The 24,600-nt window shown below is 58.0% G+C and carries 25 protein-coding genes; 8 read left to right on the top strand and 17 right to left on the bottom strand.

What is annotated here, in order from left to right:
- Positions 1-9 precede the first annotated feature (9 nt).
- Together RZ517_RS07600 and RZ517_RS07595 are read left to right on the top strand one after the other, a co-directional pair.
- Entirely contained in the window at positions 10-963 is a 954-nt protein-coding gene (locus RZ517_RS07600) for a DMT family transporter (RefSeq protein ID WP_338550851.1), read from the top strand.
- Positions 960-1,874 (top strand): DMT family transporter, encoded by a 915-nt coding sequence (locus RZ517_RS07595; protein WP_338550850.1) that lies wholly within the window; start codon positions 960-962, stop codon positions 1,872-1,874. The genes RZ517_RS07600 and RZ517_RS07595 overlap by 4 nt, the downstream gene beginning before the upstream one ends.
- A gap of 7 nt (positions 1,875-1,881) precedes the next feature.
- Here RZ517_RS07595 and RZ517_RS07590 read toward each other — a convergent pair whose 3' ends face one another.
- From RZ517_RS07590 to RZ517_RS07545, 10 genes are all read right to left on the bottom strand, one after another.
- Positions 1,882-2,373 (bottom strand): protein-tyrosine phosphatase family protein, encoded by a 492-nt coding sequence (locus RZ517_RS07590; RefSeq protein ID WP_338550849.1) that lies wholly within the window; start codon positions 2,371-2,373, stop codon positions 1,882-1,884.
- Between the two features lie 387 nt (positions 2,374-2,760).
- Complete coding sequence (gene queF / locus RZ517_RS07585) at positions 2,761-3,225, bottom strand: preQ(1) synthase (RefSeq protein WP_338550848.1); 465 nt, start codon at positions 3,223-3,225, stop codon at positions 2,761-2,763.
- Positions 3,226-3,236: 11 nt separating this feature from the next.
- Complete coding sequence (gene queE / locus RZ517_RS07580) at positions 3,237-3,962, bottom strand: 7-carboxy-7-deazaguanine synthase QueE (protein ID WP_338550847.1); 726 nt, start codon at positions 3,960-3,962, stop codon at positions 3,237-3,239.
- Positions 3,959-4,315, bottom strand: a complete 357-nt coding sequence (queD, locus tag RZ517_RS07575) for a 6-carboxytetrahydropterin synthase QueD (RefSeq protein WP_338550846.1) — start codon at positions 4,313-4,315, stop codon at positions 3,959-3,961. Before queD ends, queE begins: the two co-directional genes overlap by 4 nt.
- A complete protein-coding gene (gene queC / locus RZ517_RS07570) occupies positions 4,315-5,007 on the bottom strand; it encodes a 7-cyano-7-deazaguanine synthase QueC (RefSeq protein WP_338550845.1) in 693 nt (230 codons plus the stop codon). The genes queD and queC overlap by 1 nt, the downstream gene beginning before the upstream one ends.
- A 49-nt stretch (positions 5,008-5,056) precedes the next feature.
- Positions 5,057-6,445 (bottom strand): MATE family efflux transporter, encoded by a 1,389-nt coding sequence (locus RZ517_RS07565; RefSeq protein ID WP_338550844.1) that lies wholly within the window; start codon positions 6,443-6,445, stop codon positions 5,057-5,059.
- Between the two features lie 52 nt (positions 6,446-6,497).
- Positions 6,498-7,412 carry a nickel/cobalt transporter gene (locus RZ517_RS07560; RefSeq protein WP_338550843.1) on the bottom strand — a complete coding sequence of 305 codons (915 nt, stop codon included), beginning with the start codon at positions 7,410-7,412 and terminating at the stop codon, positions 6,498-6,500.
- Positions 7,397-8,026, bottom strand: a complete 630-nt coding sequence (locus RZ517_RS07555) for a DUF1007 family protein (RefSeq protein ID WP_338550842.1) — start codon at positions 8,024-8,026, stop codon at positions 7,397-7,399. The genes RZ517_RS07560 and RZ517_RS07555 overlap by 16 nt, the downstream gene beginning before the upstream one ends.
- A gap of 56 nt (positions 8,027-8,082) precedes the next feature.
- The gene (gene ppk2, locus RZ517_RS07550) at positions 8,083-8,997 is read right to left on the bottom strand and encodes a polyphosphate kinase 2 (RefSeq protein WP_338550841.1); all 915 of its coding nucleotides are present in this window, start codon (positions 8,995-8,997) and stop codon (positions 8,083-8,085) included.
- Between the two features lie 95 nt (positions 8,998-9,092).
- Positions 9,093-9,404 carry an ETC complex I subunit gene (locus tag RZ517_RS07545; RefSeq protein ID WP_338550840.1) on the bottom strand — a complete coding sequence of 104 codons (312 nt, stop codon included), beginning with the start codon at positions 9,402-9,404 and terminating at the stop codon, positions 9,093-9,095.
- Positions 9,405-9,624: 220 nt separating this feature from the next.
- Here RZ517_RS07545 and uvrB point away from each other — a divergent pair, with 220 nt between their 5' ends.
- The 3 genes from uvrB to RZ517_RS07530 all read left to right on the top strand — a co-directional run bounded on the left by uvrB (position 9,625) and on the right by RZ517_RS07530 (position 12,922).
- Positions 9,625-11,814, top strand: coding sequence for an excinuclease ABC subunit UvrB (uvrB, locus tag RZ517_RS07540; protein WP_338550839.1), 2,190 nt, complete (start codon positions 9,625-9,627; stop codon positions 11,812-11,814).
- Between the two features lie 9 nt (positions 11,815-11,823).
- Positions 11,824-12,177: a hypothetical protein gene (locus tag RZ517_RS07535; RefSeq protein ID WP_338550838.1), complete on the top strand. Its 354-nt coding sequence runs from the start codon at positions 11,824-11,826 to the stop codon at positions 12,175-12,177.
- A gap of 316 nt (positions 12,178-12,493) precedes the next feature.
- Positions 12,494-12,922 carry a hypothetical protein gene (locus tag RZ517_RS07530; protein WP_338550837.1) on the top strand — a complete coding sequence of 143 codons (429 nt, stop codon included), beginning with the start codon at positions 12,494-12,496 and terminating at the stop codon, positions 12,920-12,922.
- Positions 12,923-12,930: 8 nt separating this feature from the next.
- On the opposite strand, the gene RZ517_RS07525 is transcribed toward RZ517_RS07530, so the two are convergent.
- The 5 genes from RZ517_RS07525 to RZ517_RS07505 all read right to left on the bottom strand — a co-directional run bounded on the left by RZ517_RS07525 (position 12,931) and on the right by RZ517_RS07505 (position 16,599).
- A complete protein-coding gene (locus RZ517_RS07525) occupies positions 12,931-13,680 on the bottom strand; it encodes a hypothetical protein (RefSeq protein ID WP_338550836.1) in 750 nt (249 codons plus the stop codon).
- Between the two features lie 115 nt (positions 13,681-13,795).
- On the bottom strand, positions 13,796-14,038 hold the full coding sequence (locus tag RZ517_RS07520) for a zf-TFIIB domain-containing protein (protein ID WP_338550835.1): 243 nt from the start codon (positions 14,036-14,038) through the stop codon (positions 13,796-13,798).
- Positions 14,039-14,112: 74 nt separating this feature from the next.
- The gene (locus tag RZ517_RS07515; protein ID WP_338550834.1) at positions 14,113-14,520 is read right to left on the bottom strand and encodes a universal stress protein; all 408 of its coding nucleotides are present in this window, start codon (positions 14,518-14,520) and stop codon (positions 14,113-14,115) included.
- 67 nt (positions 14,521-14,587) lie between these two features.
- Positions 14,588-15,496: a DMT family transporter gene (locus RZ517_RS07510; protein ID WP_338550833.1), complete on the bottom strand. Its 909-nt coding sequence runs from the start codon at positions 15,494-15,496 to the stop codon at positions 14,588-14,590.
- Positions 15,497-15,669: 173 nt separating this feature from the next.
- The gene (locus RZ517_RS07505) at positions 15,670-16,599 is read right to left on the bottom strand and encodes a LysR family transcriptional regulator (RefSeq protein WP_338550832.1); all 930 of its coding nucleotides are present in this window, start codon (positions 16,597-16,599) and stop codon (positions 15,670-15,672) included.
- A 353-nt stretch (positions 16,600-16,952) separates the two neighbouring features.
- On the opposite strand from RZ517_RS07505, the gene RZ517_RS07500 reads away from it, so the two are divergent.
- Genes RZ517_RS07500 through RZ517_RS07490 form a run of 3 tightly spaced genes read left to right on the top strand, consistent with a single transcriptional unit; the run spans position 16,953 to position 23,883 of the window.
- Positions 16,953-20,693 (top strand): CHRD domain-containing protein, encoded by a 3,741-nt coding sequence (locus RZ517_RS07500; RefSeq protein WP_338550831.1) that lies wholly within the window; start codon positions 16,953-16,955, stop codon positions 20,691-20,693.
- Positions 20,694-20,749: 56 nt separating this feature from the next.
- Complete coding sequence (locus RZ517_RS07495; protein WP_338550830.1) at positions 20,750-22,516, top strand: type I secretion system permease/ATPase; 1,767 nt, start codon at positions 20,750-20,752, stop codon at positions 22,514-22,516.
- Positions 22,513-23,883, top strand: coding sequence for an HlyD family type I secretion periplasmic adaptor subunit (locus RZ517_RS07490; RefSeq protein WP_338550829.1), 1,371 nt, complete (start codon positions 22,513-22,515; stop codon positions 23,881-23,883). Before RZ517_RS07495 ends, RZ517_RS07490 begins: the two co-directional genes overlap by 4 nt.
- 100 nt (positions 23,884-23,983) lie before the next feature.
- On the opposite strand, the gene RZ517_RS07485 is transcribed toward RZ517_RS07490, so the two are convergent.
- Complete coding sequence (locus RZ517_RS07485) at positions 23,984-24,259, bottom strand: DUF5665 domain-containing protein (protein ID WP_338550828.1); 276 nt, start codon at positions 24,257-24,259, stop codon at positions 23,984-23,986.
- Positions 24,256-24,576, bottom strand: a complete 321-nt coding sequence (locus RZ517_RS07480; protein ID WP_338550827.1) for an antibiotic biosynthesis monooxygenase family protein — start codon at positions 24,574-24,576, stop codon at positions 24,256-24,258. The genes RZ517_RS07485 and RZ517_RS07480 overlap by 4 nt, the downstream gene beginning before the upstream one ends.
- Positions 24,577-24,600 lie beyond the last annotated feature (24 nt).

Here is a 24,600-nt window from a genome sequence, read left to right as displayed (position 1 = left end):
GAGATAGGCATGCTGTTTTTCGTTGTGCAGGACGCGATGATGAAATCACTTTTGCTGAGCTATCCGATCTGGATGCTGCTTTTCATCCGGTCGATGGTGTCCATTGTGGTTTTGGTCCCGCTCATTCTGTTTCTGGGCGGTCCCCACAAACTGCGCACCCCCTTCACGCATATTCACTTCATGCGCGGGGCGCTCTTTGCGACAGGGTTTTCACTTTTCTACACCGCCTTTCCCTTCATGGGATTGGCGGAGGTCACCACGATCTTCTTCTCCGCCCCATTGATCACAGCCCTCATGGCCGCGTTCTGGCTTAAGGAAACCATCGGTCCCCACCGCATCGGCGCGTTGGCAGTGGGGTTTGTGGGCGTGGTCATTGCCGTCAACCCCACCGGTGATAGGTTTTCCCTTATTGCCCTGCTGCCGCTCGCCTGTGCTGTTACCTATTCGGCCAGCCAGATCCTTGTGCGCACAATTGGCGAGCAGGAAAGCTCTTTGACCGTCGGACTGCATACGCTCGGCTGGTCCGGCGTTTTGATTTTGCCTATGGGCTGGCTGGTCAATCATTTGGTCTCTGCCACACTTGACTATCCGCATCTGCATCTGACCTATCCCGAGGCCGGGCTGAGCCAATGGCCGCTTTTGGCCCTGCTCGGCGCCGCCGGCATGTGCGGCTATATTTTCCTTAGCCGCGCCTATCAGGTGGCCAACGCCAGTCTCGTGGCGCCGTTCGACTATACCTATCTGCCGTTGGCCACAGCGCTTGGGTATTTCGTGTTCAGCGAAGTGCCGGGGATCAACACATTGATCGGCATGGCGCTGATTGTCAGCGGCGGGTTGTACCTTGGGTTTCGTGAATTGCGCGCCACACGGCACACCGATGACACACCCGTGGTGGCCGAAACCGTGTTTGCTCCGGCCTCCCCGCATCCCACGCAAATTCCTGAAGAAGAAAACCTGTCGTGACAGAAACGGCCCCGGCCCAGCCTCTGCCAGAGACCCGCGTTCAAGGATACCTGCTGGTGATCCTGGCAGGGGTCTTGTGGTCGACAGTTGGTCTTGGCATCCGGCTTATCGAGGATGCGCTTGTCTGGCAAATCCTGTTCTACCGTTCCTTTGGCCTGACAGCGCTACTTTACATCGTGATCCGCCTGCGCACGGGCCAGAACCCTCTCACTCTGGCGCGCAAGGGCGGATGGCCCACGATGATCGGCGGCGCGTCTCTGGTCGCGGCTTATGCGGGCGGGATTTATGCCATTCAGAATACGTCGGTGGCCGATGCCATGCTGCTCTTTGCCAGCGCGCCCTTCATGACCGCAGTGCTCGCATGGATCATCCTTGGCGAACGCGTGCGCGCGCATACATGGATCGCGATTCTGGCGGCCTGCGGCGGCATCGGCGTCATGGTCAGCGACAGTTCTGGGGTCTCATCGCTTTCAGGCAACCTGGCGGCGCTCTTTTCCGCGCTTGGCTTTGCGGTCTTCACCATAGCCCTGCGATGGGGCCGGAAAGGCGAGATGCTCCCGGCGGTGTTTGTCTCGGGCCTGATGGCGATTGTGGTGATGGGCGTGATCTGCGTGGTGCTTGGCTTGCCAATGGTGCTGACACCCCGCGACGGCGGCATCGCGCTCTGCATGGGGCTGTTTCAGGTGGGCGCCGGGTTGGTGCTCTATACCATCGGGTCCAAGCACGTGCCTGCCGCCGAGCTGACTCTCCTCTCTCTGGCCGAAGTGGTGCTGGGCCCGCTCTGGGTCTGGATGTTTCTTGGCGAGACCATCTCTGTTGCCACGGCCATCGGCGGCGCGATCTTGCTGGCGGCCATTGCGTTTAATGCGGCCCTGGGGATGCGACGGAAGCCGCCAGTGACTTTGGTTTAAGACCAAATCAGCCGTAAAGCTCCTGCACTACGGTCTCAATGAATTTAAGCTGCGCATCTGTGTCAGGCACAGACACACCGCGCGCATGGCTGACAATGTCAATTGTCGTGCTAACCGATCCGACAAAACTGGCTAGCAACGTGCACACAAGCATTCCTGATCTTCCAATACCAGCACGGCAATGAACCGCGACACCTTTGTTTTGCAACAAGTACGGCCTGATACTCTTCGTAAATTCGATGAAGTCCACCTTGTTCGGCAACCCTCTGTCCGGAATTGGAAGATTGAGAAATTGAATTAGCATTTCAGCACATAGCCGCCTTTCGTTTTGAAGCGATAACTCTTCAATTTCTTCATGTTCGAGCATGGAAATGACCAAGTCGACACCCATGGATTTGTAGTGATGAATGTCTTCTTGCAACCACTCGCCAGAGGGTTTGGGCATGATGAAGAGCCGGCCTGGGTAGTTTGCCTCAATTGGGTAAATTGATGGTTTCATTCTTTTGGCTTTCTTGGAAATCGTCAGGAAAAGCGCGCCTTTGTCAGCTTTGATGTCTAAAGCGGCACAGAACCCCGAGTAGACGTGCTCGGAAAGCCGCGCAATGGCCAGACCGCGGGATGGCGATCTGTCTCCGGTTCAAAGCAATTTATCTCCGCCCAATCCGCCAGCCTCTTGATCAACGCGCTGACGTGAGCCGATCGCCAGCCCGTTGGGGCGGTGTCGTCCATTGGGCTCGAACCAATGGCGCCTCAATGAAGGATCGATCGCGCGGCGGGCCTGCGGCCCTTGATTTCGCGCGAACATCTCTGCCCCTCATCCCCGGGCTTGACCCGAAGACCTCTTGACCCAGAGATCCCCGATCAAGTCGGGGATGGCGTGTGTCCCTCACCCGCGTCCGCGATATCCCGGCACGCCCTGATCCGGGATCCAGACGCCTTGAGGCATCTCGCCTGTCTGCCAGAACACATCAATCGGAATGCCCCCGCGCGGGTACCAGTAGCCGCCGATGCGTAGCCATTGTGGCTCTAGGAACTCCACCAGGCGCCGGGCGATGCTCACCGTGCAATCCTCATGAAAAGCGCCATGATTACGGAAGCTTGTGAGGTAAAGCTTCAGCGATTTGCTCTCGACCAACCACTGTCCCGGCACATAATCGATCACCAGATGCGCAAAGTCCGGCTGGCCGGTCATGGGGCAGAGCGACGTGAACTCAGGCGCGGTGAACCGCACGTTATAGGCCACATCGGCCTGCGGGTTCTCCACACGCTCCAGTTCGGCCTCATCGGGGCTTTGAGGCACCACGGTCGCGCCGCCCAACTGTTTGAGGTCCTTGTAAATATTGTCGGCCATCTGATCCTCCTTTATACGCCCCGTTTGTTGCCCCAGAGGCTCACATGCAGCTGCGGCAGCACGCGGACGTCATACCATTTTTCCTCTGCCACGCGATCCACCAGCCAGCGCATGCGGGCATCCAACCCGGCCTGATCCACTACGGCGCTGTCATCCTCGGGCGGCGGGGGTGTGTGATTACCCGGTTGCAGATAGACCGGCAGCTGCGGAAACCGTGCCGCAGCGTCCCGGGCATAGGCAAAATCGGCCTCGTTAAAGACCACGATTTTCAGCACCGTCTGCGTGCCCTGCCCGGCCTCTACACATTCGGCCACCAGACCCCAATTCGTCTCCATCCCCGACGACGGCGGCTTGGGCGACAGAACCAGCATATCCAGCGCCTCGAACCAGTCCTTGACCACGCTGCCTTGGGTTTCCATGGCAAAGTAATAGCCCTGCCTCTGTCCCAGACGGATCAGTTCGGCCAACGGCTGGATGGCGGGATTGCCACCAGACAGCGTCACGAGAATGGGCTTGCCCCCCGAAAGCGCGGCCACCTCTTCCATCACCGCCTGTGCCGTCATGGGGGTCCATGTGTCGCGATAGTCATTGTCCACCGCATGCATACTGTCACACCAGCTGCAGCGAAAATCGCAGCCGCCCGTACGGACGAACACGGTCGGTTGCCCGATCAAGGCCCCTTCGCCCTGGATCGTCGGTCCGAAAATCTCGGAGACGCGGATGCGGGTGTCGCTCATGGGCGATACTCGGCCCAGGTTTTCGGCGTCTCGCTCACCCGCGCGGCACTCACCTCAGGCCAGCGGGATTTGCACCAGTCGTAGAAATGCTTGGCCATGCGTTCCGCCGTCACCCCGTCATCGCCCAGAATGTCGTTCAGATGGCGGTGATCGAGCGTATCGTCGATGTAGCGCTTCAGCTCGGCCAGATCGAGATAGTCGCGCACAAAGCCATGGGCGTTCAAATCCTCAGCCCTCATCTCAATCTCAACGATGTAGTTATGTCCATGCAGCCGCGCGCATTGGTGATCTTCGGGCAGACCATGCAGCTGGTGACTGGCAGATAAATGAAATTCCTTGGTGATCCGGTACATCAGGCGACCCCCACGGCGGATTTCCAGAATTCTGAGTCGGCATACTCCGTTGGATCCGCAACCCCCGCCAGATGAAACGCCTCGCGCCGCTCAACGCAGGTGCCGCAACGCCCGCAATGCACCTCGCCGCCCTTGTAGCAGGACCACGTCTCGGCAAAGGGCGTGCCGTGCCGCGCGCCTTCGGTGACGATGTCGGCTTTGCTGATCTCAACAAACGGCGTGTAGAGCTTGATCTCGGCCACACCTTCCAGCGCATGATCCTGCATGGCCTGAAACGCGTTTATGAAATCGGGTCGGCAGTCGGGATAGATGAAATGATCCCCGCCATGCACGGCTGCCGCGACAGCGTCTGCCTTTTCTGCGGCGGCCATGCCAAAGGCGATGGTCAGCATGATTGCGTTGCGGTTGGGCACGATGGTGAGCTTCATCGTGTCTTCGGCGTAATGGCCATCGGGCACATCGACATCATCGGTCAAAGCAGAGCCGCTCAGGGCTGCACCCACATTCGCAATATCCACCACCTTATGCGGCACGCCAAGGCGCTCGGCACAAGCCGCGGCATACGCGACTTCCTTCACGTGACGCTGGCCATAGTCGAACGAGAGAAGCACGCGCAAATTCTGCTCCGCCGCCACCTTGTGGGCCAGCGACACGGAATCAAGCCCGCCAGAGCAGATCACAATCGTATCCATTGATTTGGTCCTTGTTTTTTAATGCGGGTAGGCTGCGACCGCAGGGCGGCTATGTAGCGGTCTCTGGGTCCTCTTGCAAGGCCCGCGCGCCCACATTGCGCCCCGACCAACCCCAGAACCGCACCAGGAGCAGCACCGCCGCCAAGGCCAATCCAACGGCCAGACCCAGCCAGATGCCAACGCCGCCCCATCCCCACGTGAAGCCAAAGAGATACGAGACCGGCACGCCCACGATCCAGTAGCTGATCGTGGCGATGATCATCGGTGCACGGGTGTCCTGCACCCCGCGCAACAGGCCAAGTGCCATGACCTGCCCTCCGTCCATCAGCTGAAAGAGCGCCGCCGCCGCCAGAAGGCCTACGCCCACGCCAATCACCGCCGCGCGGTCTGGCTCATCGGGATCGAGGAACAGCGAAATCAACGGCTCTGGCATCACCAAAAGGATCACCACAGTGACAAGCGCAAAAGCCATCGACAGGCCCAGAACCACCTTGGCCCCATCGCGCAGTCCCGGGCCATCCCCACGCCCAAAGGCTTGGCCAGTGCGCACCGTGGCCGCGTTGGAGAGGCCCAGATGCACCATGAACGTGACTGAGGCCACCTGCATCGCTATCCCATGTGCCGCCAGCGGGATGGTTCCCAGCCAACCCATCATGACCGTTGAGGCGGCAAAGAGCCCGGTTTCGGCCAGGCTTGTCATCCCAATCGGCCAGCCGAGGCGAAAGACTTGCCCCAGCGCCTCCCAGTCAGGGCGCCAGATGCGGGTGAAAAGCGCATGTTCCGGTTCCACGCGCGTGGCATAGATGGCCAGCACGATGAACGAGATGCTTGTGGTGATCAGCGACGCCAGCGCAGCACCCCGCACGCCCAATTCCGGTGCACCCCAGTTGCCAAAGATGAAGGCGTAGTTGACCAGCACGTTCAACCCCACGGCCCCGACTGTTACCCAAAGCACAATCTGCGTGCGCTCTAGCGCGGCGAGATAGGATTTCAGCACCATCACCAGAAGCGACGGGATCAGCGCAAGGCCAACCAGTTCGGCATAGTCCCCCGCCAAGGCCGACACGCCCGTATCCTGTCCCATGGACACGAAAAGTGGCTCGGCAAACAGCATGATCGGCATCACGAGGGCCGCAAACATCATCGAGGCCCAGCCGCCCATGCGCGCCACGCGGCGGATCTGCGTTTCATCCCCCGACGCCGCCGCCGCGGCCACCATCGGCATGACCGCCCAGGCAAAGCCGGACCCCACCAGAAAGAGTGTGTAAAACAGAGTCCCGCCCAGCACTTCGGCAGCCAGCGCCTCGACCGAGTACCAACCCAGCATCACCGCATCGGTGAGCGTGATGGCCATCTGAGCCACATGGCTGCCCACTAAGGGCAGGCCCAGCTTGAGCGTTGCACGGGCGTGTTGGCTATATGACAGGCGAGCTTGCATAGATCAGCCCTAGAGCCGCGCTGACATGTGTGCAAGAAGATTGCTTTGACGATTAGAGCGTGCGCATCATCAGTTGCAAAGAGACGATGGCCACCAGCGCGCCTGCGGCCATCTCTACCAGCGGCAACGCGCGCGGAATGCGCCCGGATGTGGCCAACCGGGCCAGCAGTCCATCTCGCAGGGTGACTGATGCGATGGCGACGGCCAAGGTGACGCTGGCCGTGCCCAACCCCATGATGAACGCGCCGACGACACCCGCCATGCCGATGCCAAGCTGAACCGTCAGGATAAGCAGGAACAGCGCCCCGGTGCAGGGCCGGATGGCGATGGCCCCAATCAACACGAGCATATCGCGCAGCGTGCGCGCCTGAGTGACATGTTCTGCATCCGGTGCGTGGCTGTGCCCGCAAGTGTGACAGACGTGATCGTCATGGTGATCATGGTGATCATGGTGATCATGGTGATGCGGCTTGCGCGCTTGCCGCCAGTGACGCAACCCGCGCAGCCAAAGCCACATGCCCACGGTTGCAATCGCGGCATAACTGGCAGGTGCCAGCCATCTGTCTGAGACATCCGTCATCGCGGTGCGCGACAGCCCCAGAATAAACACCCCGGCATAGACCAGCGCCACAGCTACAGCGGCTTGCGCGAGGCTGGAGATCACGGCTATCAGGCTCAAACGGGTCAAAGGCACCTGCGCGCCCAGGCCATACCCGCCGATTAACAGCTTCCCATGTCCCGGCCCCGCCGCGTGAAAAAACCCATAGGCGAAACACAAGCCCCACAGCCCGACGAGCGCCGCGCTATTCCCGGATCGTAGCTCTTGCAGATAGCCTGCCATGGCGTTCTGCACGCGTTCCTGCCCGGCGGTTGCCCAGTTCAGGATGTGATCTGATCCGCCCATGCCCCAGAGCCAGACAGCAAGACCAACCACCACAATTGCGCCCCCCGTTACGACGTGGCGCATGTCACCTCCAGGCGATCGGTGTAGTATTTGCCGACGCGGAACTCTTCGAAGAAGGATTCACCCGACTGATCGCCCAAACCGGCGACCCACTCTGTAACTTCATCCAGATTGGGTCTCGTGATTGCGGTCTTGCACGTCTCGGGCAACCCGCCAACGGATCGCAGCGTCAAGGCCGCATAGTAATACGGATCAAACGGCTCTACGACCAGATCATGGGCCTCTGTCGGCTCCAGGCTGCGTCGATGCACTGTCTCAAGCTGCCCGTCCACCAATTCAACCGAAATGGCTTCCGGCGTTCCCAAGGTTACTTTTTTCTGACCCGAATGCAGGAACAAGGCACCCTCGAACCCCTCTGGCCAGTCCGTCAACTCGAACCCCAGAAGGGCCGCTTTTTCATCTTCGGTCAGCTTCAGGTCCGCGTCCGCGTCATAGCCCCCATCCGCCAGCACCAAGAGTGTGAAAAGCCCATCATATGTCCAGCGCACCTGAACGGCAGTGATGTTGCCGTCTGCATCTGTCTCAAACGTGAGACCGACATCCACAAAGACATGTGGATGTGCCTGCGCCATAGGCGCAGCCCACATCAACAGCATCAAAGCAAAGACACGAAACATGGCCTCAGACTTATGCCGGGCGCAGCCCCCGGGCAAGCCCGATAGGCGCAATCACGCTATTGTTTGCGACGTGTTTCGGGATGCAGTGACTTGCCCAGGATATGATCGGCCTTGTGCAGCACATTTCTGGCCGAAGATACGATCAAAGGGTCCGGCCCGGTGACGATCTTGTGGTCCTTGCCCGGATAGTCAACCGAGCTCAGGAAATGCTGCATACAGGCCAGCCGCGCTCGTTTTTTGTCGTTTGACTTGATCACCGTCCAGGGCGCATCGGCAGTGTCGGTGTAGAAAAACATCGCTTCCTTGGCTTCGGTATAGTCATCCCATTTGCCAAGGCTTTGCTTGTCAATCGGGCTGAGCTTCCACTGTTTCAAGGGATCGGTCGCGCGACTGTCAAAGCGGCGCTTCTGTTCGCCCTGCCCGACCGAAAACCAGTATTTGTAAAGCTTGATGCCAGAGCGCACCAGCATACGCTCAAGCTCGGGCGTCTGGCGCATGAATTCCAAGTATTCGGCAGGTTCGCAAAACCCCATAACCCGCTCAACACCGGCCCGGTTGTACCAGGAGCGGTCATAGAACACCATTTCACCCGACGTCGGCAGATGGTCGATGTAACGCTGGAAAAACCACTGACCTTTTTCTTCATCGGTGGGTTTGTTGAGCGCCACAACCCGCGCCTGTCGGGGGTTGAGATGCTCGGTAAACCGCTTGATCGTGCCGCCCTTGCCCGCCGCATCACGACCTTCGAAAATCAATACATACTTCTCGCCGCTCTCCTGTGCCCACAACTGCGCCTTCAAAAGCTCCGCCTGCAGCTGCGCTTTCTGGGTTTCATAGTCCCTCCGGCTCAGTTTGTCGGAATAAGGATAGGTTCCATATTCCGCATCTGTACCCGAAACGGTCTTGGCCGCCGCAGGCGCAGCCTTTGCCACAGGTTTCGCATTTTGCGTTTTTTGAGTTCCATTGGCCATCGCACTCTCCCGTTCATTTTGACATGCGCCAAGTGTACCTTTGTTTGCCAAAGGCAGCCTTGATCCGTATCAAAATTGCGAGAGTTTCAGGTGCCTTAATGTGTCCACGCACCACGCCGGCTGGTTGCGAAGTTTTCGCCGTAACCGCCTTTGCGTATATTGGCCTTACGGATTTTGGGTTCGCTCACCACGGCCTCAATGCCATGGTCCTGCGCATACTCCAGCGCCGCCTCTTTGGTCTCAAAGCGAAGACGCACCTGGGTCTGCGTGTCTGCCGAGCTGGTCCAGCCCATCAACGGATCCACCTCACGGCCTGATTCATTGACGAATTCCAAAACCCAGTGCTTGGTCTTGGCACTACCAGATTGCATGGCGTTGCGCGCTGGCTTGTAGATCCGTGCTGGCATTCGAAAACTCCATTTCCCGCTTAAAGGATGTAGCGCAACTGCCCCCGCCCTCACAAGAGCGCAAATGCGCGCAATCCCCATCAAACCGGCTTCTTTCTTGTCACAAATACCCAAATCCGCACCCTGACATTTTGTGTCAGCAATGTTGGATGGCACCCCAGCGCATCTTGAACTCTCTGGCCGAGGCATCAACTCTGGTGAGAGCCAAAGGAATCACCCCATGCCCTATGCCCATTCGGACAAGACCGACGCCCTGATGCACGCACCAGCCCCTGATGTGCGCGACCGGCTGAAGCTGGAGGGCGGCAAGCGGTTTGAGATGGTGACAGAGTTTGCCCCCGCAGGCGACCAGCCCACGGCGATTGCCGAGCTGTCGCAAGGTGTCAACGAGGGCGAGCGGGATCAGGTGCTCTTGGGCGCCACCGGCACGGGCAAAACCTACACCATGGCCAAGGTCATCGAGGAAACTCAACGCCCGGCGATCATCCTGGCTCCCAACAAAACGCTGGCCGCGCAATTATACGGCGAATTCAAGGGGTTCTTTCCCAATAATGCGGTGGAATACTTCGTCAGCTACTATGACTACTACCAGCCCGAGGCCTACGTGCCGCGCTCGGACACCTATATCGAGAAAGAATCCCAGATCAACGAACAGATCGACCGCATGCGCCACTCAGCCACGCGGGCGCTTCTGGAGCGGGACGACGTCATCATCGTGGCCTCAGTCAGTTGCATCTACGGCATCGGCTCGGTCGAAACCTACGGTGCCATGACGCAGGACCTCAAGGTCGGTTCAGACTATGATCAGCGCGCTGTGATGGCCGACCTTGTGGCGCAGCAGTACCGCCGCAATGATCAAGCGTTTCAGCGCGGATCATTCCGGGTGCGTGGCGACAGCCTGGAGATCTTTCCTGCCCACCTTGAAGACCGTGCCTGGAAGTTGAGCTTTTTCGGGGAGGAGCTTGAATCCATTACCGAATTCGATCCTTTGACAGGGGAGAAAACCGACAGCTTCGAGCACATCCGCGTCTACGCCAATTCGCATTACGTGACCCCGAAACCGACGATGCAACAGGCCATGATCGGCATCAAAAAAGAACTCCGCACGCGGCTCGACCAACTGGTGGATGATGGCCGGTTGCTCGAAGCGCAGCGCCTTGAGCAGCGTACCAATTTCGATCTGGAAATGCTTGAGGCCACGGGCGTGTGCAACGGGATCGAGAACTATTCGCGCTACCTCACAGGCCGTGCGCCGGGCGAACCACCCCCCACGCTTTTTGAGTTCATCCCCGACCATGCCATTGTTTTCGCGGATGAATCTCACGTCTCCGTCCCCCAAATCGGCGGCATGTACAAGGGCGACTATCGCCGCAAATTTACGCTCGCCGAACATGGCTTCCGCCTGCCGTCCTGCATGGACAATCGCCCGCTGAAGTTCGAGGAATGGGACGCCATGCGCCCGCAATCGGTCTTTGTGTCCGCCACTCCGGCAAAATGGGAGATTGAACAAACCGGCGGCGTCTTCACCGAACAGGTGATCCGGCCCACGGGGTTGCTGGACCCCGAGGTGGAAATCCGGCCGGTCGAAATGCAGGTCGATGATCTGCTCGACGAGGTGCGCCGCGTCTCGGGGGCAGGCTACCGCACGCTGGTCACCACCCTAACCAAACGCATGGCCGAGGATCTGACCGAATATCTGCACGAGCAAGGCATCCGCGTGCGCTACATGCATTCCGACATTGATACCATTGAAAGGATTGAGATTCTCCGCGACCTGCGCCTTGGCGCATTTGATGTTCTGGTGGGGATTAACCTGCTGCGCGAGGGGCTGGATATCCCCGAATGCGGGCTGGTCGCCATTCTGGACGCAGATAAGGAAGGATTCCTGCGCTCCGAGACTTCGCTGATCCAGACCATCGGGCGCGCTGCACGCAACGCCGATGGCCGCGTGATCATGTATGCCGACCGCATCACCGGCTCGATGGAGCGTGCGCTCGGCGAAACCAACCGCCGCCGCGACAAGCAAATCGCCTATAATGAAGAACACGGCATAACCCCCTCCACGATCAAGAAAAACGTCGAGGACATCCTGCAAGGTCTCTATAAAGGCGACGTCGACATGAACCGCGTCACCGCCAAGGTCGACAAGCCGATGGTGGGCGCCAATCTGCAGGCGCATCTCGACGGTCTACGCGCCGAAATGCGCAAGGCGGCGGAGAACCTGGAGTTTGAGGAAGCCGCGCGGCTGCGCGATGAGGTCAAACGGCTGGAGGCCGTGGATCTGGCCGTGGCGGATGATCCTTTGGCGCGTCAGTCTGCGGTGGAAGCGGCCAGTGATGGGGCCAAGGGAAGGTCAACAGCTGGGAGGCCTGGGCAGCGGGGTGGGAATGTGAAGAGAAGGAAGAGGTAGAGCGCAGCAGTGGCAAACTACAGAGAAATATCTCAAGGATATGCCAAAGGAGCAATCACAGCCGCGCTGGCAATAAACGGCGGCGCAGCAATTGCAGTTCTGAGCCAGTTCAAAGACTTAGCAACGTTGATAAACACCAAGACTATTGCCTGCGTACTGCTGATCTACTCATTTGGTGTGGTTTTTGCCGCAGTGACATGGCTTCTAGGTTTTCTATCTGCTCGTCACGCTGATCGTACGCAAAGAGGTCAAGACGAAACTTACGAAATATCAGATAAATATATGACTTTAGGGTTTGTTGCAGTCGCACTATCACTCATGTGTTTTATTGCAGGGGCAATTGTCTTAGTCGCTAATGTTTAACGAACCGTGGTAGCAAACGTAGGGTGGGCATTCTGCCCACCATCCACAATACTTCCTCTCAGCCATAACGAAATTTTCTGTAGTTGCGCACCAGTATGGTTTTTTCGGGGGCGGTCGTTAAATAACGCAAGCAAAGCTCTTTTTGAATCTCGATCTCTTTGGACAATAAACGTTGCCTTGGTGGGCAGAATGCCCACCCTACTCGCGCAACACACGTGGCGTTTATTCAGCCAAGTACTGGAACTTTGCACATGGCGCTCGTCTCAACTCTTTTATCTCCCTCGCCCAAACCCCAAACCGCCCTACCTCCCTCAACATGCGCCACATCGCCCTCCTCTGCCTCTTGCCCACCTCGCTCCAAGCCTGGGAATTCACCCCCGGCCTGCCTTGTCGGTTGAGCCATGCCACAGCCGAGGCAGCCATAGAGCTGACCTATGACCCGACGCAGCCGCTTTACACAGTGACGGTCACGCGCACGGCCCCTTGGCCGCAAACCGAAAACTTCCAGATGCAGTTCACCGGCCCACAAGCCCGCCGCATCGGCACGGATCGCCATCAACTGAGCGAGGATCAGCGGTCTTTGACGGTCGCCGACACGGGCTTTGGCAATGTGCTTGATGGGTTGCAGTTCAACGACACCACAACCGCCATCGCCGGTGAAACCAATGTCACTTTCCCTCTGGCAGGCATTGCTGAACCTCTGGCCGCCTTCCGTGCCTGCGACCCGTCAGCGCCTGTGTCCTAGCCTGAGCGTCACACCTTCAGCGCCACATCACTCAGCTTCTGGTAAAACGGCGCATGGTGATCCAGGTAGTCCCGCAGATGCGGCACCTCTTCGGCAAGCGCCTCAAACTCCATCTCCTTGCGCAGCATTTCCTCGGCATCGGCTGTGCGGATCCCAGAGGACGTCATCGCCTCTTCATGCCAGGCGCTGACATGCTCCCACTCGCGCGGCGGGGCCTGCCAGTCGAATGCCGCCTCGCGATATTCCAGCCCCACCCGCGCCCAATAGGCGCGCATGGTGCCCTTGGGATCGGCGCGCACGGTTTCGGCATCCAGCACCACGGCCTCATGGCCGGCGGCGCGCACCGCCTCATAGAGCCGCCACTGCGCCTCAAGCCCCACATGCTCAAGCGTAAAGCCTTGATCCAGCTTGTAATAACTCAGGATCGAGGCCAGCGGGGAGCGGATGAGAAAGCTATGCGTGATCCGGCCCAGAGCCTGAACATCCTCTAACATGCGCGGCACTACATAGTAGGCCATGTCCTTGAAGAACACCGGCTGGCTGGCGGCCTCAGCCTCCATCATCGCCAGAATGCCATCATACTCGGTGGGATGTCCCTCAACGGGCTCAAAGCCGGGAAAATCGCGGCCCTGCCCCACATAATAGTCATGCATGAACGGTTCATGCAAACAGATCAGATCCCCGCGTTCACGCATGATCCGTTCTGTCGCTGTCGACATTGAGCGCGGATGCGCCCAGAGTGCGATGATTTTGTGCATGCCCCCTCCCGCGGTCAGGTTAACGCGCGGCGCGGCATGGAGCAATTGTCGGAATTTGAGTATTTGGTTGAACAGTGAAAGCTCAACGCTTTCGGCTTTCACTGTCTAAAAATACTCAGAAATCGAACAAATCTTCCAGGAACCCGCCTCGGCTTTTCTTGCGCCGTGGGCGGTCGTCCTCGTCCCAGTCTCGTGCGTCTCGTCGGGGCGCGCGCGACGGTTCGGGGGCAGACCGTTCAATGATTTTGTCCAGCTCTCCGCGATCCAGCCACACGCCGCGGCATTGCGGGCAATAGTCGATCTCAACGCCCGAGCGATCCGATATCACAAGGGTTTCTCCGTCCACCGGACATTTCATTCTCATCCTCCATAAAACTGCCTGTTCTATAGAAGGATGTGGGCGCGAGACGCGCCCAACTCAAGCCACCTGCGTCAGCGCACCACATGCACCGCGCATTTGGCGTGGCGCACCACATAATGGGCCGTGGAGCCGAGCAGCAAATCCTGCATGCCGGGCCGGTGGCTGGCAATAACGATGCAGTCGGCCCCATTGTCGCTGGACCAATCCAGGATGGTGCGGCCCGAGTGGCCATCCACCACCACGCCGGTGGCGTTGGGCAGGTCCTTGGCCAGCTTGTCGAGCTCGGCCTGGATCGCTTCGTGCCGGTCATCCATATAGTGCGCGGGCAGATACGAGGTTGCGTAGGCCGGGATCTGTTCGATCACATGCAAAAGTGAAATGCGGCCCCCTTCGGCCATGACTGCCCCGGCTATTTCCATGGCTCCGGCGGCATCGCGGTCTTCGTCGAAAGACACCGGAACGACTACGTGATTGTACATTTGGACCTCCTGTGAATGTTTCAGGATGAATCCTGCCACATCTGCAGAGATCACGCCTTGATCTGGGTCACGTCCGACGCCGAAAAAGGCGCCCGTCCGTTACGGCAAGTCCCACGGCAATAAGGGCGAATCCGATCAACGCCTCAGAACCAAGGGTCTCGCCAAGAAACGCCGCGCCCAGCCCGACGGCAAAGGGCGGGATCATCAGAGTAACCAGCATCAGATTGGCGGCACCCGCGCGTTTGAGAATGGCGAAATAGAGCAGATAGGCCAGCGCCGTGGACAAAGCCGCCACAGCCAGAAGCGCAGCCCAAACGGACGCAGAAAGATCAAAGCGCGGCACACCATCGACCCACAAAGCCACCGGGATCATCAGGATCGTCGACCCGATCAGCATGCCCAGCGCGTTCATTTGCGGCGGCTGCCCGGCCAGCGCCACTTTGCCCCAGACAGAGGCAAATGCATAGCTGAGCGCCGCCCCCAGCACCGCCAGTTGCGCAAGGTTGCGCAGGTCGATCCCCGAAAGCAAATCCACACCCATGATTGCCGCGACACCGGCGACTCCAAAAAGCGCTCCGATGATTTTGGGCAAGGTCAAAGGCTCGTCCTTGAGCAGCACGCCAGCGACCACCGCGCCAAACACCGCTGTTGTACCATTGAGGATCGACGCCAAACCGCTTTCAATCTGCAACTGGCCCCAGAAGATGAGCGAAAACGGAATAGCGTTGTTGAGCGCGCCCATCACCAGATAGGTCCCCCAGATCTTTGGCGCACGTGGCAAGTGTAGCCCCATGAGACGCACGACGACAAAAAGGATCGGCACCGCCCAAAACACCCGGTGCAGCGTGATCGTTAAGGGCGGCACTTCGCGCAAGGCAATCTCGGCGAAGAAGAACGATCCACCCCACACGGCGGCCAACGCCAGAAGCATAAGAGCGGCCATCGGTGTGATACGCGGAGATGGTTGGTCAGTCATGTCGGCGGTGTGCCACGACGCGGCGCATCACGCGACCCGAAACTTGCTAAATTCTCTTGCGGTGCAAATCAATGTGTTGGGACATGGCATTCCTGAGCGCACGATGACTTAAAGGTTGGGCAGTCTAATGTTTGCAGAACCCAACGAACCGGACCTGGAGACGAAACTGCGCGCTAGTCCGCTTCTGAAAAGAAAGTCGGGGTAACCCCCTTGGGCGGCGAATTTTGGATATACTCGCCAATCTTCATCAGCAGTGGTTTGCGTGGGCAGTTTGCGCGGGATGCGGCACCCAGATCACGCAGGTTGCCTGGTCCTTCAAAGGGCACGAAGCTCATTGGCCAGTTGTCACGCTTGAACTGTTCGGCCGCAAGGGCCGAGACGATCGTGCAATCATCTGAATGACAGACATGACGACAAACCGTTTCGAAGCGCAAGGCCGAGAGGTCAAACCGCTTCCCGATCCGTGATCCACTATCGGGAGAGGGAAGTTCGGCTTCCAGCTCATATCCAAAAGAATACGGCAGTCGAATGAAGTCATGCGCAGGTACGTCGTCTGGGGCGATTGACTCCAGGGCACTCAGAGGGTGATTTTCCCGCATCGCCAAATAAAGCTGTTCCGACCAGATTGACGTAAAGTCCAGATCACCGGTGTGATTGATTTTGGCGACCAGTGCAGTGTCCAGTTTATGATCTTCCACCATCTGCAGCATATTGTGTGGCAGATCCTCTATCATCACCACTTTCATGCCTGGGAAAAGATCTTTGAACAGTTCCGCAAAATACTGCGTCAGATAGGGTGCCAGGGTTGGCGTCATACCGATTTTGAACGGAACCGCCTCGGGTTCGCGAAACTGCGTGGCGGTATCCTTGAGCTGTTGCGCGTCAGCCAAAATGCGTTTTGCAATTTTGACCACGCTCTGTCCGCATTCGGTCAAACGGACTTCGCCGCTGAGGCGCAAAAACAAATCTGCGCCGAGCTCTTGCTCCAGTTTCTTGATCTGATTGGACAGAGCAGGTTGCGAGACGTTGCAGATCGCCGCTGCCTGGCTGAAGTTGCCGTGTTGTGCAACCGCAAGAACATATTCCAGGTCTCTAAAATTCATATGATCCGTTCGCGATTTGAAAGTTGCGAGTGTCGAAGCTGTGGCCCGCTTTTGCCGCCATGTCGCACAAAATACACGCGATACATGCCCTCAACGCAATCACGTTTGCTGACGGATTTGTCAAAACACGACAGTGAATAATCTGTGCGTCAATATCAACAAGGCTTAAGCCCCGGTTTTTATGCGCTTTTAGCCGCTGCTCTTTCACGAACCCCGTGAGTATTCGCGTTGGTTATAGGACCAATTCGGAACATGAATTTCTGCTGACCAGGCCGGCTGCATAGACCTTTGCTCGTACGAACCCCCGTTGCGAGGGGCGACTGCATATCAAAGCAAGAATGATGGAGTAACCCATGCTTTTCCAACTTCTATCCAGCCTGCGCGCACGTCTGTTGACGTCGTCGTCGCTGGCACAAGAGACGACCCGCGACGGTCAGACCTTGTTCAACAACTTCTTCCAAAGCACAGTCGTGGATGACACGCCCGCGTTTGTTTTGGCGAACGACTTTTCGCGTTTGCTGAACTTTGGTGAGATTACAACCAACAACGCCGTAGCCGCTGTTCAGGCGCAAGGCGAAGACGTGGATGTGTTCAACTTCCGTTCTGGCCGCATCGAGGCCAACAGTGGACCAGACGCACTGGCGACCGGCATTCAGGTGACCGGCAGCGCGGACATCCGCAACTTCGGTGAAATCGCTGGTGAGTTCAACGGCGTGCAGTTCGCCGGACCAGAAAGCTCAGGCAGCCTCGATAACTTCCGTGGCGGCGTGATCTCATCCGACAGCCGCGCGGTAGACATCCAAGGTGAAGGCATTGATGTGCGCAACTTCGGCGACATCGTCGGCACTGGTGATCAGCGCAACGGCACGATCTACACCAACAGCACAGCCGAAGACATCACGATCTCGAACTTCTCGGGCGGTACAATCGATGCCGGTGAAGACAACCAGGGCGCGGGTATCTCGCTGCAGGTTGGCGATGAGGTTGGCGACGTTGTTGAAACCGACATCTTCAACGGCGTAGGTGGCGTCATCCAAGGTCGCGGTCAGGCCGCGTCTAACACCACTTTGGCGGGCGACGGCATCCGGATTGACGATGGCGCAGAAGGTGCTGTCCTCGACACCGAGATTGTGAACGCAGGTTTGATTTCGTCAGAGAGTGAGCAAGGCACAGCCGGTGGTATCCGCATCGCTGATGGCGCAAATGCCGAAGGTGAAATCCTGAACACGTCCACAGGTGTGATCGAGGGTGCAGCCAATGGTCTTTACATCGGTCAGGGCGAACACGACCTCGATGTGCTGAACTTCGGCACCATTCAGTCCGACAGCCGCGCGGTCAACATCGACGGCACGGGTGTCAACCTGGTCAACGGTGGTGACATCCGCGGCACAGACAACCAGCGCAATGGCACCGTTTACGCCGATGGCACAGCGGATGACTTTGAGGTCAGCAACCTGTCCACCGGCACAATCGATGCTGGCGAAGACAACACAGGCTCCGGCTTTGGTGTTGAAATCAGTGACGCAGAAGATGGGGCGAATTCCTTTACCCTTGATAACGCAGGCACCATTCAGGGCCGTGGCAATGCCGCAGCTGGCACCAATGCCGCTGGCGACGGTGTGCGTATCGGTAATGTTGGCAATGTTGGAACAACCGACGCTGTCATCAACAACACAGGCACCATCGACTCCGAAGGTGCAAACGGCACGGTTGCCGGTGTTCGCTTTGTAAACGGTGTGTCTTTCCAAGGAGAGTTCAACAACTCCGGCGATATCTCCGGTGTTCAGAACGGTGTTTATTTTGGTAACCCAGTGGCTGGCGAAGGCGCAGATCACACTGGTGGTGTGTTCAACAACCTCGAAGGCGGAACCATTTCGTCTGATAGTCGCGCGTTCAACATCGATGGCATCGGCCTGGAAGTGAACAACGCCGGTGACATTATCGGAACGGACAGCCAGCGTAACGGCACCGTCTATGCCGATGGCACAGCCCAAGACTTTACCTTCAACAACCTAGAAACCGGTGTCATCGATGCGGGCGAAGGGAATGAAGGGTCTGGCTTTGGTGCTGAGATCGACGGTGAGAACACGTTCGAACTCAACAACGAAGGTACAATCCAAGGTCGCGGCAACGCCGCTGCTGGTGTCAACGCCGCAGGCGACGGCATCCGGATTGGGAACGTCGGCAACTCCGGCACGTTTGACGGAACGATCGTCAACTCTGGTCTGGTGGCCTCTGAAGGTGCCAATGGCACAGTCGGTGCGTTCCGTTCCGTCAACAACATCAACTTCCAAGGTGAGCTGGTCAACGAAGAAAGTGGTGTGTTTGAAGGCGGCCAGAACGGCGTGTACTTCGGCACTGGTGATCACACAGGCGGTTCTTTCGTGAACCGTGGCACTGTGACGTCTGACAGCCGCGCGCTGAACATTGATGGCGAAGGCCTGGAAGTTGTCAACGAAGGCGACATCCTTGGCACCGGCAACCAGCGCAACGGCACCGTCTATGCTGATGGTACTGCTGACAACTATTCCTTCACCAACTCCGGCACGGTTGATGCAGGCCTCGGCAACAACGGATCTGCTGTTTCGCTGCAAACAGGTGATGAAGCGGGTGACGTTGTCTCGGCTGTGATCGTCAACGAAGAAGGCGGTGTCTTCCAAGGTCGCGGCGACGCGGTGGAAGGAAATCAGGTTGGTGACGGGCTGCGTCTCTTCACAAGTCAGGAAGATGCGTCTTTCGCAGGTGTTGTGATCAACGAAGGTCTGATTGCAGGTTCTGAAGGCTCAGACGCTGCTGCTGGCCTGCGTGTTGATGGTGGACTGAACCATCTGGGTGCCGTGCTCAACGAAGGTGAAATCCGCGGCACCGTGAATGCAATCGATGCATCGGATGCAGGCACCGTGACCATCGTCAACGATGACGAAGGCGTAATCAACGGCAACGTTCTGCTGAGTGACGGCGATGACATTTTTGTCGACCTTGGAGTGACCAATGGCGAAATCGTCGGTGGCGCAGGTGATGACGTGATCATCGCCGGTGAAGCGGACAACGTCATCACGGGCGGTCTGGGCAATGACTTCATCGATGGTGGTGACGGCATTGACACGGCAGACTTCTCTGATCTCGACGTCGCGGTCACAGTTAATCTGGATGCCAACGGCAACGGCACGGCCACACGCGACACAGGCTTTAACGTGTCTGTCGCAAATCAGGCTGTTGTTAGTCCAGGTCAGTTCGGTTCGGCCATTGCCAACGGGGCACAGTTCGTTGAGCAGGCGCTCGCCGGTAATCTTTACTACAACATCCACACATCTGACTTCCCGGGTGGCGAAATCCGCGGTCAGTTGGAAGTTGTCAGTGACACAGGTGTTGGTCATGACCGTGTGATCGAGCTGGCAGGATCGTTGGATGCGGCACAGGAACCTGGCCCAACATCTGACAGCCTTGCCACTGGCGAAGCCACATTGACCATCTCGTTCAACGAGGCTGGTGAAGTGGTCTACTCGTCCGAGCTGAGCGTTGTGGGCCTCAATGAGGCGGACCTGAACACCCCGATCCCGGGCGTTGTTTCGGCCATCCATCTGCATAATGCACCTGCCGGAGCCAATGGTCCGGTTGTGCAAGACACGCTGGTGGATGCAGGCGCAACTCTGGATGTGAATGCCACAGGCGGCACCGGTGTTGTCGGTCTCGATGTGATCGACAACCAGGTTGAAACCGATGTTCTGAGCTCAATCGAGAACGTGATCGGCTCTGATGATGGTGACGTGATCCTCGGCAGCGACCTGAGCAACGTGCTCAACGGTGCGGATGGGGACGATCTGATCAACGGTGAGGGTGGCGATGACATCCTGATCGGAGGTGAAGGGGCTGACACATTCGTCTTCGGCGAAAACTTCGGCAACGACCTCATCCAGGATTTCCAGGTCGGTCTTGACCAGCTGCAGTTCGGTGACTTCGGTCCTGACTTCGGCGGCCCGGTCAGCGTCAGCCAGGATGGGGCCGATGCGCTCATCAGCTTCGGCGATCAAGGCTCAGTGCGTCTCGCCGGCGTCAGCAGCTCTGACCTGAACGACGACGATTTCGTTGCATAACAACCCCTGGAGGGCGGCCTTGCGTCGTCCTCCGCCACTCATGAAAGGCATCTCCCATGTTTAAGAAACCTAGCCCCGTTAAACGCGCTTGGTCCTCACTTCGCAAAGGGTTCCTCGCCGTTGCCTTCTTTAGCCTCTTTCTCAACCTTCTTATGCTCGCCGGCCCCCTCTACATGCTTCAGGTTTACGACCGGGTTCTGACGAGCCAGAATATGGAAACGTTGGTGGCTCTGACCTTGCTTCTAGGCGGCGTATTTGTTGTCACCGCAAGTCTCGACCTCATCCGGATGCGCATTCTCAATCGTCTCGCCGCGAAATTCGAGCTCAATGTTGGCGCGCCTGTTCTCAGCGCCACGATGCGCCGCCGGGTCGATGGGCGCAGCGCTCCGGGTGACAACCTTGTCGATGACATCAACGGCTTCCGCGAATTCATTTCGGGCACGACCCTGACCGCGTTCTTTGATGCGCCCTGGATCCCGATCTACCTTCTGGTGCTTTATGTATTGCATCCCTATTTGGGCCTGCTCGGGTTGGCCGGTGCTATTGCCCTTACCATTATGGCCCTGATCAACAACGTCCGCGCCCGTGCACCTATGCAACTGGCCTCTGAGGCCCGCAGCCGCTCAGATGCACTCTTCCAAATCAGTGATCGCAATGCCGAAGTGGTTCATGCCCTTGGGATGAAAGGTGATCTGTCTCGCCGTTGGGCCAACCTCCAGCGCGAGGCGCATGTCCACAAAACCCTTACGTCGGACCGGATCGCTGGCTTTTCCGTGCTGTCCAAAACCATCCGGATGGGCCTTCAGTCCGCCATTCTCGGCCTCGGTGCTGCTCTGGCAATCACTGGTGAGACCACCGCAGGCGTAATGATTGCCGCGACAATCGTTCTGGCGCGTGCGCTGGCCCCGATTGATCAGTTGATCGGGCAGTGGCGTACATTTCTTGCCGCGCGCGGGTCTTACAAAAAAATCAAGGATCTGACCGAGGAGTTCCAGGAAGAAGAACAGCGTCTGCGCCTGCCACGCGCGTATCAGTCCATGGTGGTAAAAATTGGTCAGGCCGGCCCACCGCTGGCCGTCAATGCGACATTGCGTGGGATCGACTTCGAACTTCATGCAGGTGATGTGCTGGCCGTTATTGGTCAGAGTGGATCGGGCAAAACCACGTTGGGAAAAATGCTGTCCGGCATTTGGGCCCCACAACGCGGTGAAATCCTTCTTGACGGCAGCCCAATGTCGAAATGGAACGAGCAAGACCTCGGCCAGATGATCGGCTTCCTGCCGCAGGACGTTGAATTGTTCGACGGCACCATCCGCGAAAACATTGGACGGTTTTCGACCGAGATCGACGACACCGAAGTTCTGCGCGCGGCGCGTGAGGCCGGGGTGCACGAGTTGATCTCATCTTTGCCTGATGGCTACGAGACATTAATCGGCGAAGGGTTTTTCCTCTCTGGCGGTCAACGTCAGAGACTGGCTCTGGCCCGAGCGCTTTATGGAGATCCTTTTGTGCTGGTGCTCGATGAGCCAAACTCGGATCTCGACGCCGAAGGCGAAGCCGCGCTGCGGCAGGCGCTCCAATCAGCGCAGTATCGTGGTGCTATTTCCATCGTGATGACCCATCGGCCAGCTACGCTTCAGGCGGTCAACAAGGTGCTGATCATGCGTCAGGGCACACAGGCCCAGTTTGGCGACAAGGACGACGTGCTCCAGATGAACCGCCAAAACGTCCTTACGACTCCGCCCAAAAAGACAATCGCACAGGCCCCTGGTGAAACGCCGGCCTCTGAAACCGAAACTTCTGTCAAGGAAGCCATCCAATGACACAGCTTGTCCCGCACTCACAGGCGCGGTCTCTCGCGCATCTAGATCACACACATGCTTTGCCGAACACGCAGTATGAACCCAAAATTGGCCGCTATGTTCTATTCGGCGTTTTCGTCTTGCTGACTTTTGTCGGCGGTGCTTTGTACTGGTCCTTCGCCTCAAAACTCGATGGCGCGGTTGTCGCTCCTGCCTCCTTTGTGGTCGAAGGCAATCGCAAAACGGTCGAACATATCGATGGCGGCACCATTCGCGCCATTCTAATCTCCGACGGTGAGTTTGTTGAACACGGTCAGCCACTGGTCCGCCTGGACAGCACTGATATTGACGTCGACCTGAACGTGCTCGGCAGTCAACTCGGGGAGTTGAGCGTACGGCGCGCGCGTCTTCTGGCACAGATCAATGGCCAGGAAAGCTTTGTAGAAGCGCATGTTCTGGCACAGTTACATCCTGACGTGAATCGTTTGCATTGGTACACGGCGTTTTTGACTCAAAAACAACTGTTTGACACCGAAGCCCGTGCGCGGCGCACCGAAATGGAGATTGCGTCTCAACGTATTTTGGGACTGAAAGACCAAGTCATCGGTCTTGAAGAGCAGCGCGACTCTGCGCGCCGCCAACTGGAGATCACCAAAGAAGAGCTGGCTGGTTTGCAGCAGCTTTATGATCAGGGTCTCGTTACGGTTCCGCGCATCAGCGCGCGCCGCGTCGAAGCAGAACGGCTGGCCGGGGTTGATGCATCGTTGCGCACTCAGATCGCACAGGCCAGAAATCAGTCGCGAGAGCTGGAACTGACCAGAGTCAGCGCCCAGAAATTACGTGACGAGGCGATTGCCAATGAACTAGCTGCCGTCGAGGCTCAGCTTGCACTGGTTGCCCCCCAATTTGCCGGGGCTGCAGAACGCCGCAAACGCATTGAGATCCTTGCGCCCTCTAGCGGCCGAGTGGTCAATCTCGAAGTTTCCACGACCGGTGGCGTGATCCGACCAGGTGAAGCTATTCTTGATATTGTTCCCGCGGATCAGGAGCTTATCGTCGAGGCGCGCGTCAAAACCGCGGATATCGACAAGCTTCAAATCGGTCAGCAAACACGAATTCGTCTGTCTGCGTTTGCGCAGGCGGATGTGCCCGAAGCTACTGGCCAGATTTTCGACATCTCGGCAGATGCGCTGGAGGATGACCGCACAGGCGAGGAGTTTTACATGGCACGTGTGAAACTTGATGCGGATCAGCCCACGCAAGTTGCCGAGTTGGACCTGCTACCGGGCATGCCGGCGGATCTGTTTGTCCGTACCGGTGAAAGAACGGCCTTTTCATACCTGGCGCAGCCCATCAGCGACCGCCTGGCAAGGACGTTTATCGAGTAGGCGAGCTTGGCGAGAGCTCGACCATTGGGTAGTAGGTGGGTTCGTGGGCCGGGGGTTTCCTCTGGCCCACGAATTCCTTTGAGATGACAAACCAGCAAAGCTACTCCCGTGCGGCCTCCATCTGATCGGCAATTTCGGCGGCCCATTCTCCGATCACCGGCAGGAATTCCACCTGGCTCACCGACCAGGCCACCAGAGACAAGAGCACGGACGCGCCAAGAACGGTGCCAAGGCCAAAGGCCAAGCCGCGGGCAAAGCTGTAACCCAGAAGTTTTGGGATGGAGTTGTGAATGCGCACAAAGGACAGCTTGTTGAGCCGCGCGACTTCCTTGCGCAAAGCGCGCATTTCCTGCGCAGTGTCGATATCTTCGCTCACCCAAAGCTCTCCGCGACGTCATACATCACCGGCTCAAAGCTTTTGCAAAGCTCATTGATCTTGCGATTGCGCCGACGCATTTCGTCGCTGCGCAGCATCGCGAGAAAATCCTCTCGCCTTTCCCATTGAGAGTAATTGGCGATGCGCGTCTGTGCGTCATTGACGTGCAGACCAGCTGCCACAAAACCCGATTGTCTGGAGATAAACGCCTGATATGCCTCGCGCAGCTCATCCAGAAGGTCCTGACACGCGCCGGGGGAGGTCTCAAAAGTGGTGATGACGGTTTGAATATCTGCGGATGGATCGATCGAAAGCATGAGGCGTCTCCTTGTCTGATCAAG

It is taken from the genome of Roseovarius sp. S88, from assembly GCF_037023735.1.
GTDB lineage: Bacteria > Pseudomonadota > Alphaproteobacteria > Rhodobacterales > Rhodobacteraceae > Roseovarius > Roseovarius phycicola.
Note: the sequence above shows the minus strand (reverse complement) of the source record. Positions and strands in the feature narration are given on the sequence as shown.

Bases quoted from the DNA above. Each gene is read 5' to 3' on its own strand.
- RZ517_RS07600 (WP_338550851.1), top strand. From the start codon at position 10: ATGCTGTTTTTCGTTGTGCAGGACGCGATGATGAAATCACTTTTGCTG.
- RZ517_RS07590 (WP_338550849.1), bottom strand. From the start codon at position 2,373: ATGAAACCATCAATTTACCCAATTGAGGCAAACTACCCAGGCCGGCTC.
- queF (WP_338550848.1), bottom strand. From the start codon at position 3,225: ATGGCCGACAATATTTACAAGGACCTCAAACAGTTGGGCGGCGCGACC.
- queE (WP_338550847.1), bottom strand. From the start codon at position 3,962: ATGAGCGACACCCGCATCCGCGTCTCCGAGATTTTCGGACCGACGATC.
- queD (WP_338550846.1), bottom strand. From the start codon at position 4,315: ATGTACCGGATCACCAAGGAATTTCATTTATCTGCCAGTCACCAGCTG.
- queC (WP_338550845.1), bottom strand. From the start codon at position 5,007: ATGGATACGATTGTGATCTGCTCTGGCGGGCTTGATTCCGTGTCGCTG.
- RZ517_RS07565 (WP_338550844.1), bottom strand. From the start codon at position 6,445: ATGCAAGCTCGCCTGTCATATAGCCAACACGCCCGTGCAACGCTCAAG.
- RZ517_RS07560 (WP_338550843.1), bottom strand. From the start codon at position 7,412: ATGCGCCACGTCGTAACGGGGGGCGCAATTGTGGTGGTTGGTCTTGCT.
- RZ517_RS07555 (WP_338550842.1), bottom strand. From the start codon at position 8,026: ATGTTTCGTGTCTTTGCTTTGATGCTGTTGATGTGGGCTGCGCCTATG.
- ppk2 (WP_338550841.1), bottom strand. From the start codon at position 8,997: ATGGCCAATGGAACTCAAAAAACGCAAAATGCGAAACCTGTGGCAAAG.
- RZ517_RS07545 (WP_338550840.1), bottom strand. From the start codon at position 9,404: ATGCCAGCACGGATCTACAAGCCAGCGCGCAACGCCATGCAATCTGGT.
- uvrB (WP_338550839.1), top strand. From the start codon at position 9,625: ATGCCCTATGCCCATTCGGACAAGACCGACGCCCTGATGCACGCACCA.
- RZ517_RS07530 (WP_338550837.1), top strand. From the start codon at position 12,494: ATGCGCCACATCGCCCTCCTCTGCCTCTTGCCCACCTCGCTCCAAGCC.
- RZ517_RS07525 (WP_338550836.1), bottom strand. From the start codon at position 13,680: ATGCACAAAATCATCGCACTCTGGGCGCATCCGCGCTCAATGTCGACA.
- RZ517_RS07520 (WP_338550835.1), bottom strand. From the start codon at position 14,038: ATGAAATGTCCGGTGGACGGAGAAACCCTTGTGATATCGGATCGCTCG.
- RZ517_RS07515 (WP_338550834.1), bottom strand. From the start codon at position 14,520: ATGTACAATCACGTAGTCGTTCCGGTGTCTTTCGACGAAGACCGCGAT.
- RZ517_RS07510 (WP_338550833.1), bottom strand. From the start codon at position 15,496: ATGACTGACCAACCATCTCCGCGTATCACACCGATGGCCGCTCTTATG.
- RZ517_RS07505 (WP_338550832.1), bottom strand. From the start codon at position 16,599: ATGAATTTTAGAGACCTGGAATATGTTCTTGCGGTTGCACAACACGGC.
- RZ517_RS07500 (WP_338550831.1), top strand. From the start codon at position 16,953: ATGCTTTTCCAACTTCTATCCAGCCTGCGCGCACGTCTGTTGACGTCG.
- RZ517_RS07495 (WP_338550830.1), top strand. From the start codon at position 20,750: ATGTTTAAGAAACCTAGCCCCGTTAAACGCGCTTGGTCCTCACTTCGC.
- RZ517_RS07490 (WP_338550829.1), top strand. From the start codon at position 22,513: ATGACACAGCTTGTCCCGCACTCACAGGCGCGGTCTCTCGCGCATCTA.
- RZ517_RS07480 (WP_338550827.1), bottom strand. From the start codon at position 24,576: ATGCTTTCGATCGATCCATCCGCAGATATTCAAACCGTCATCACCACT.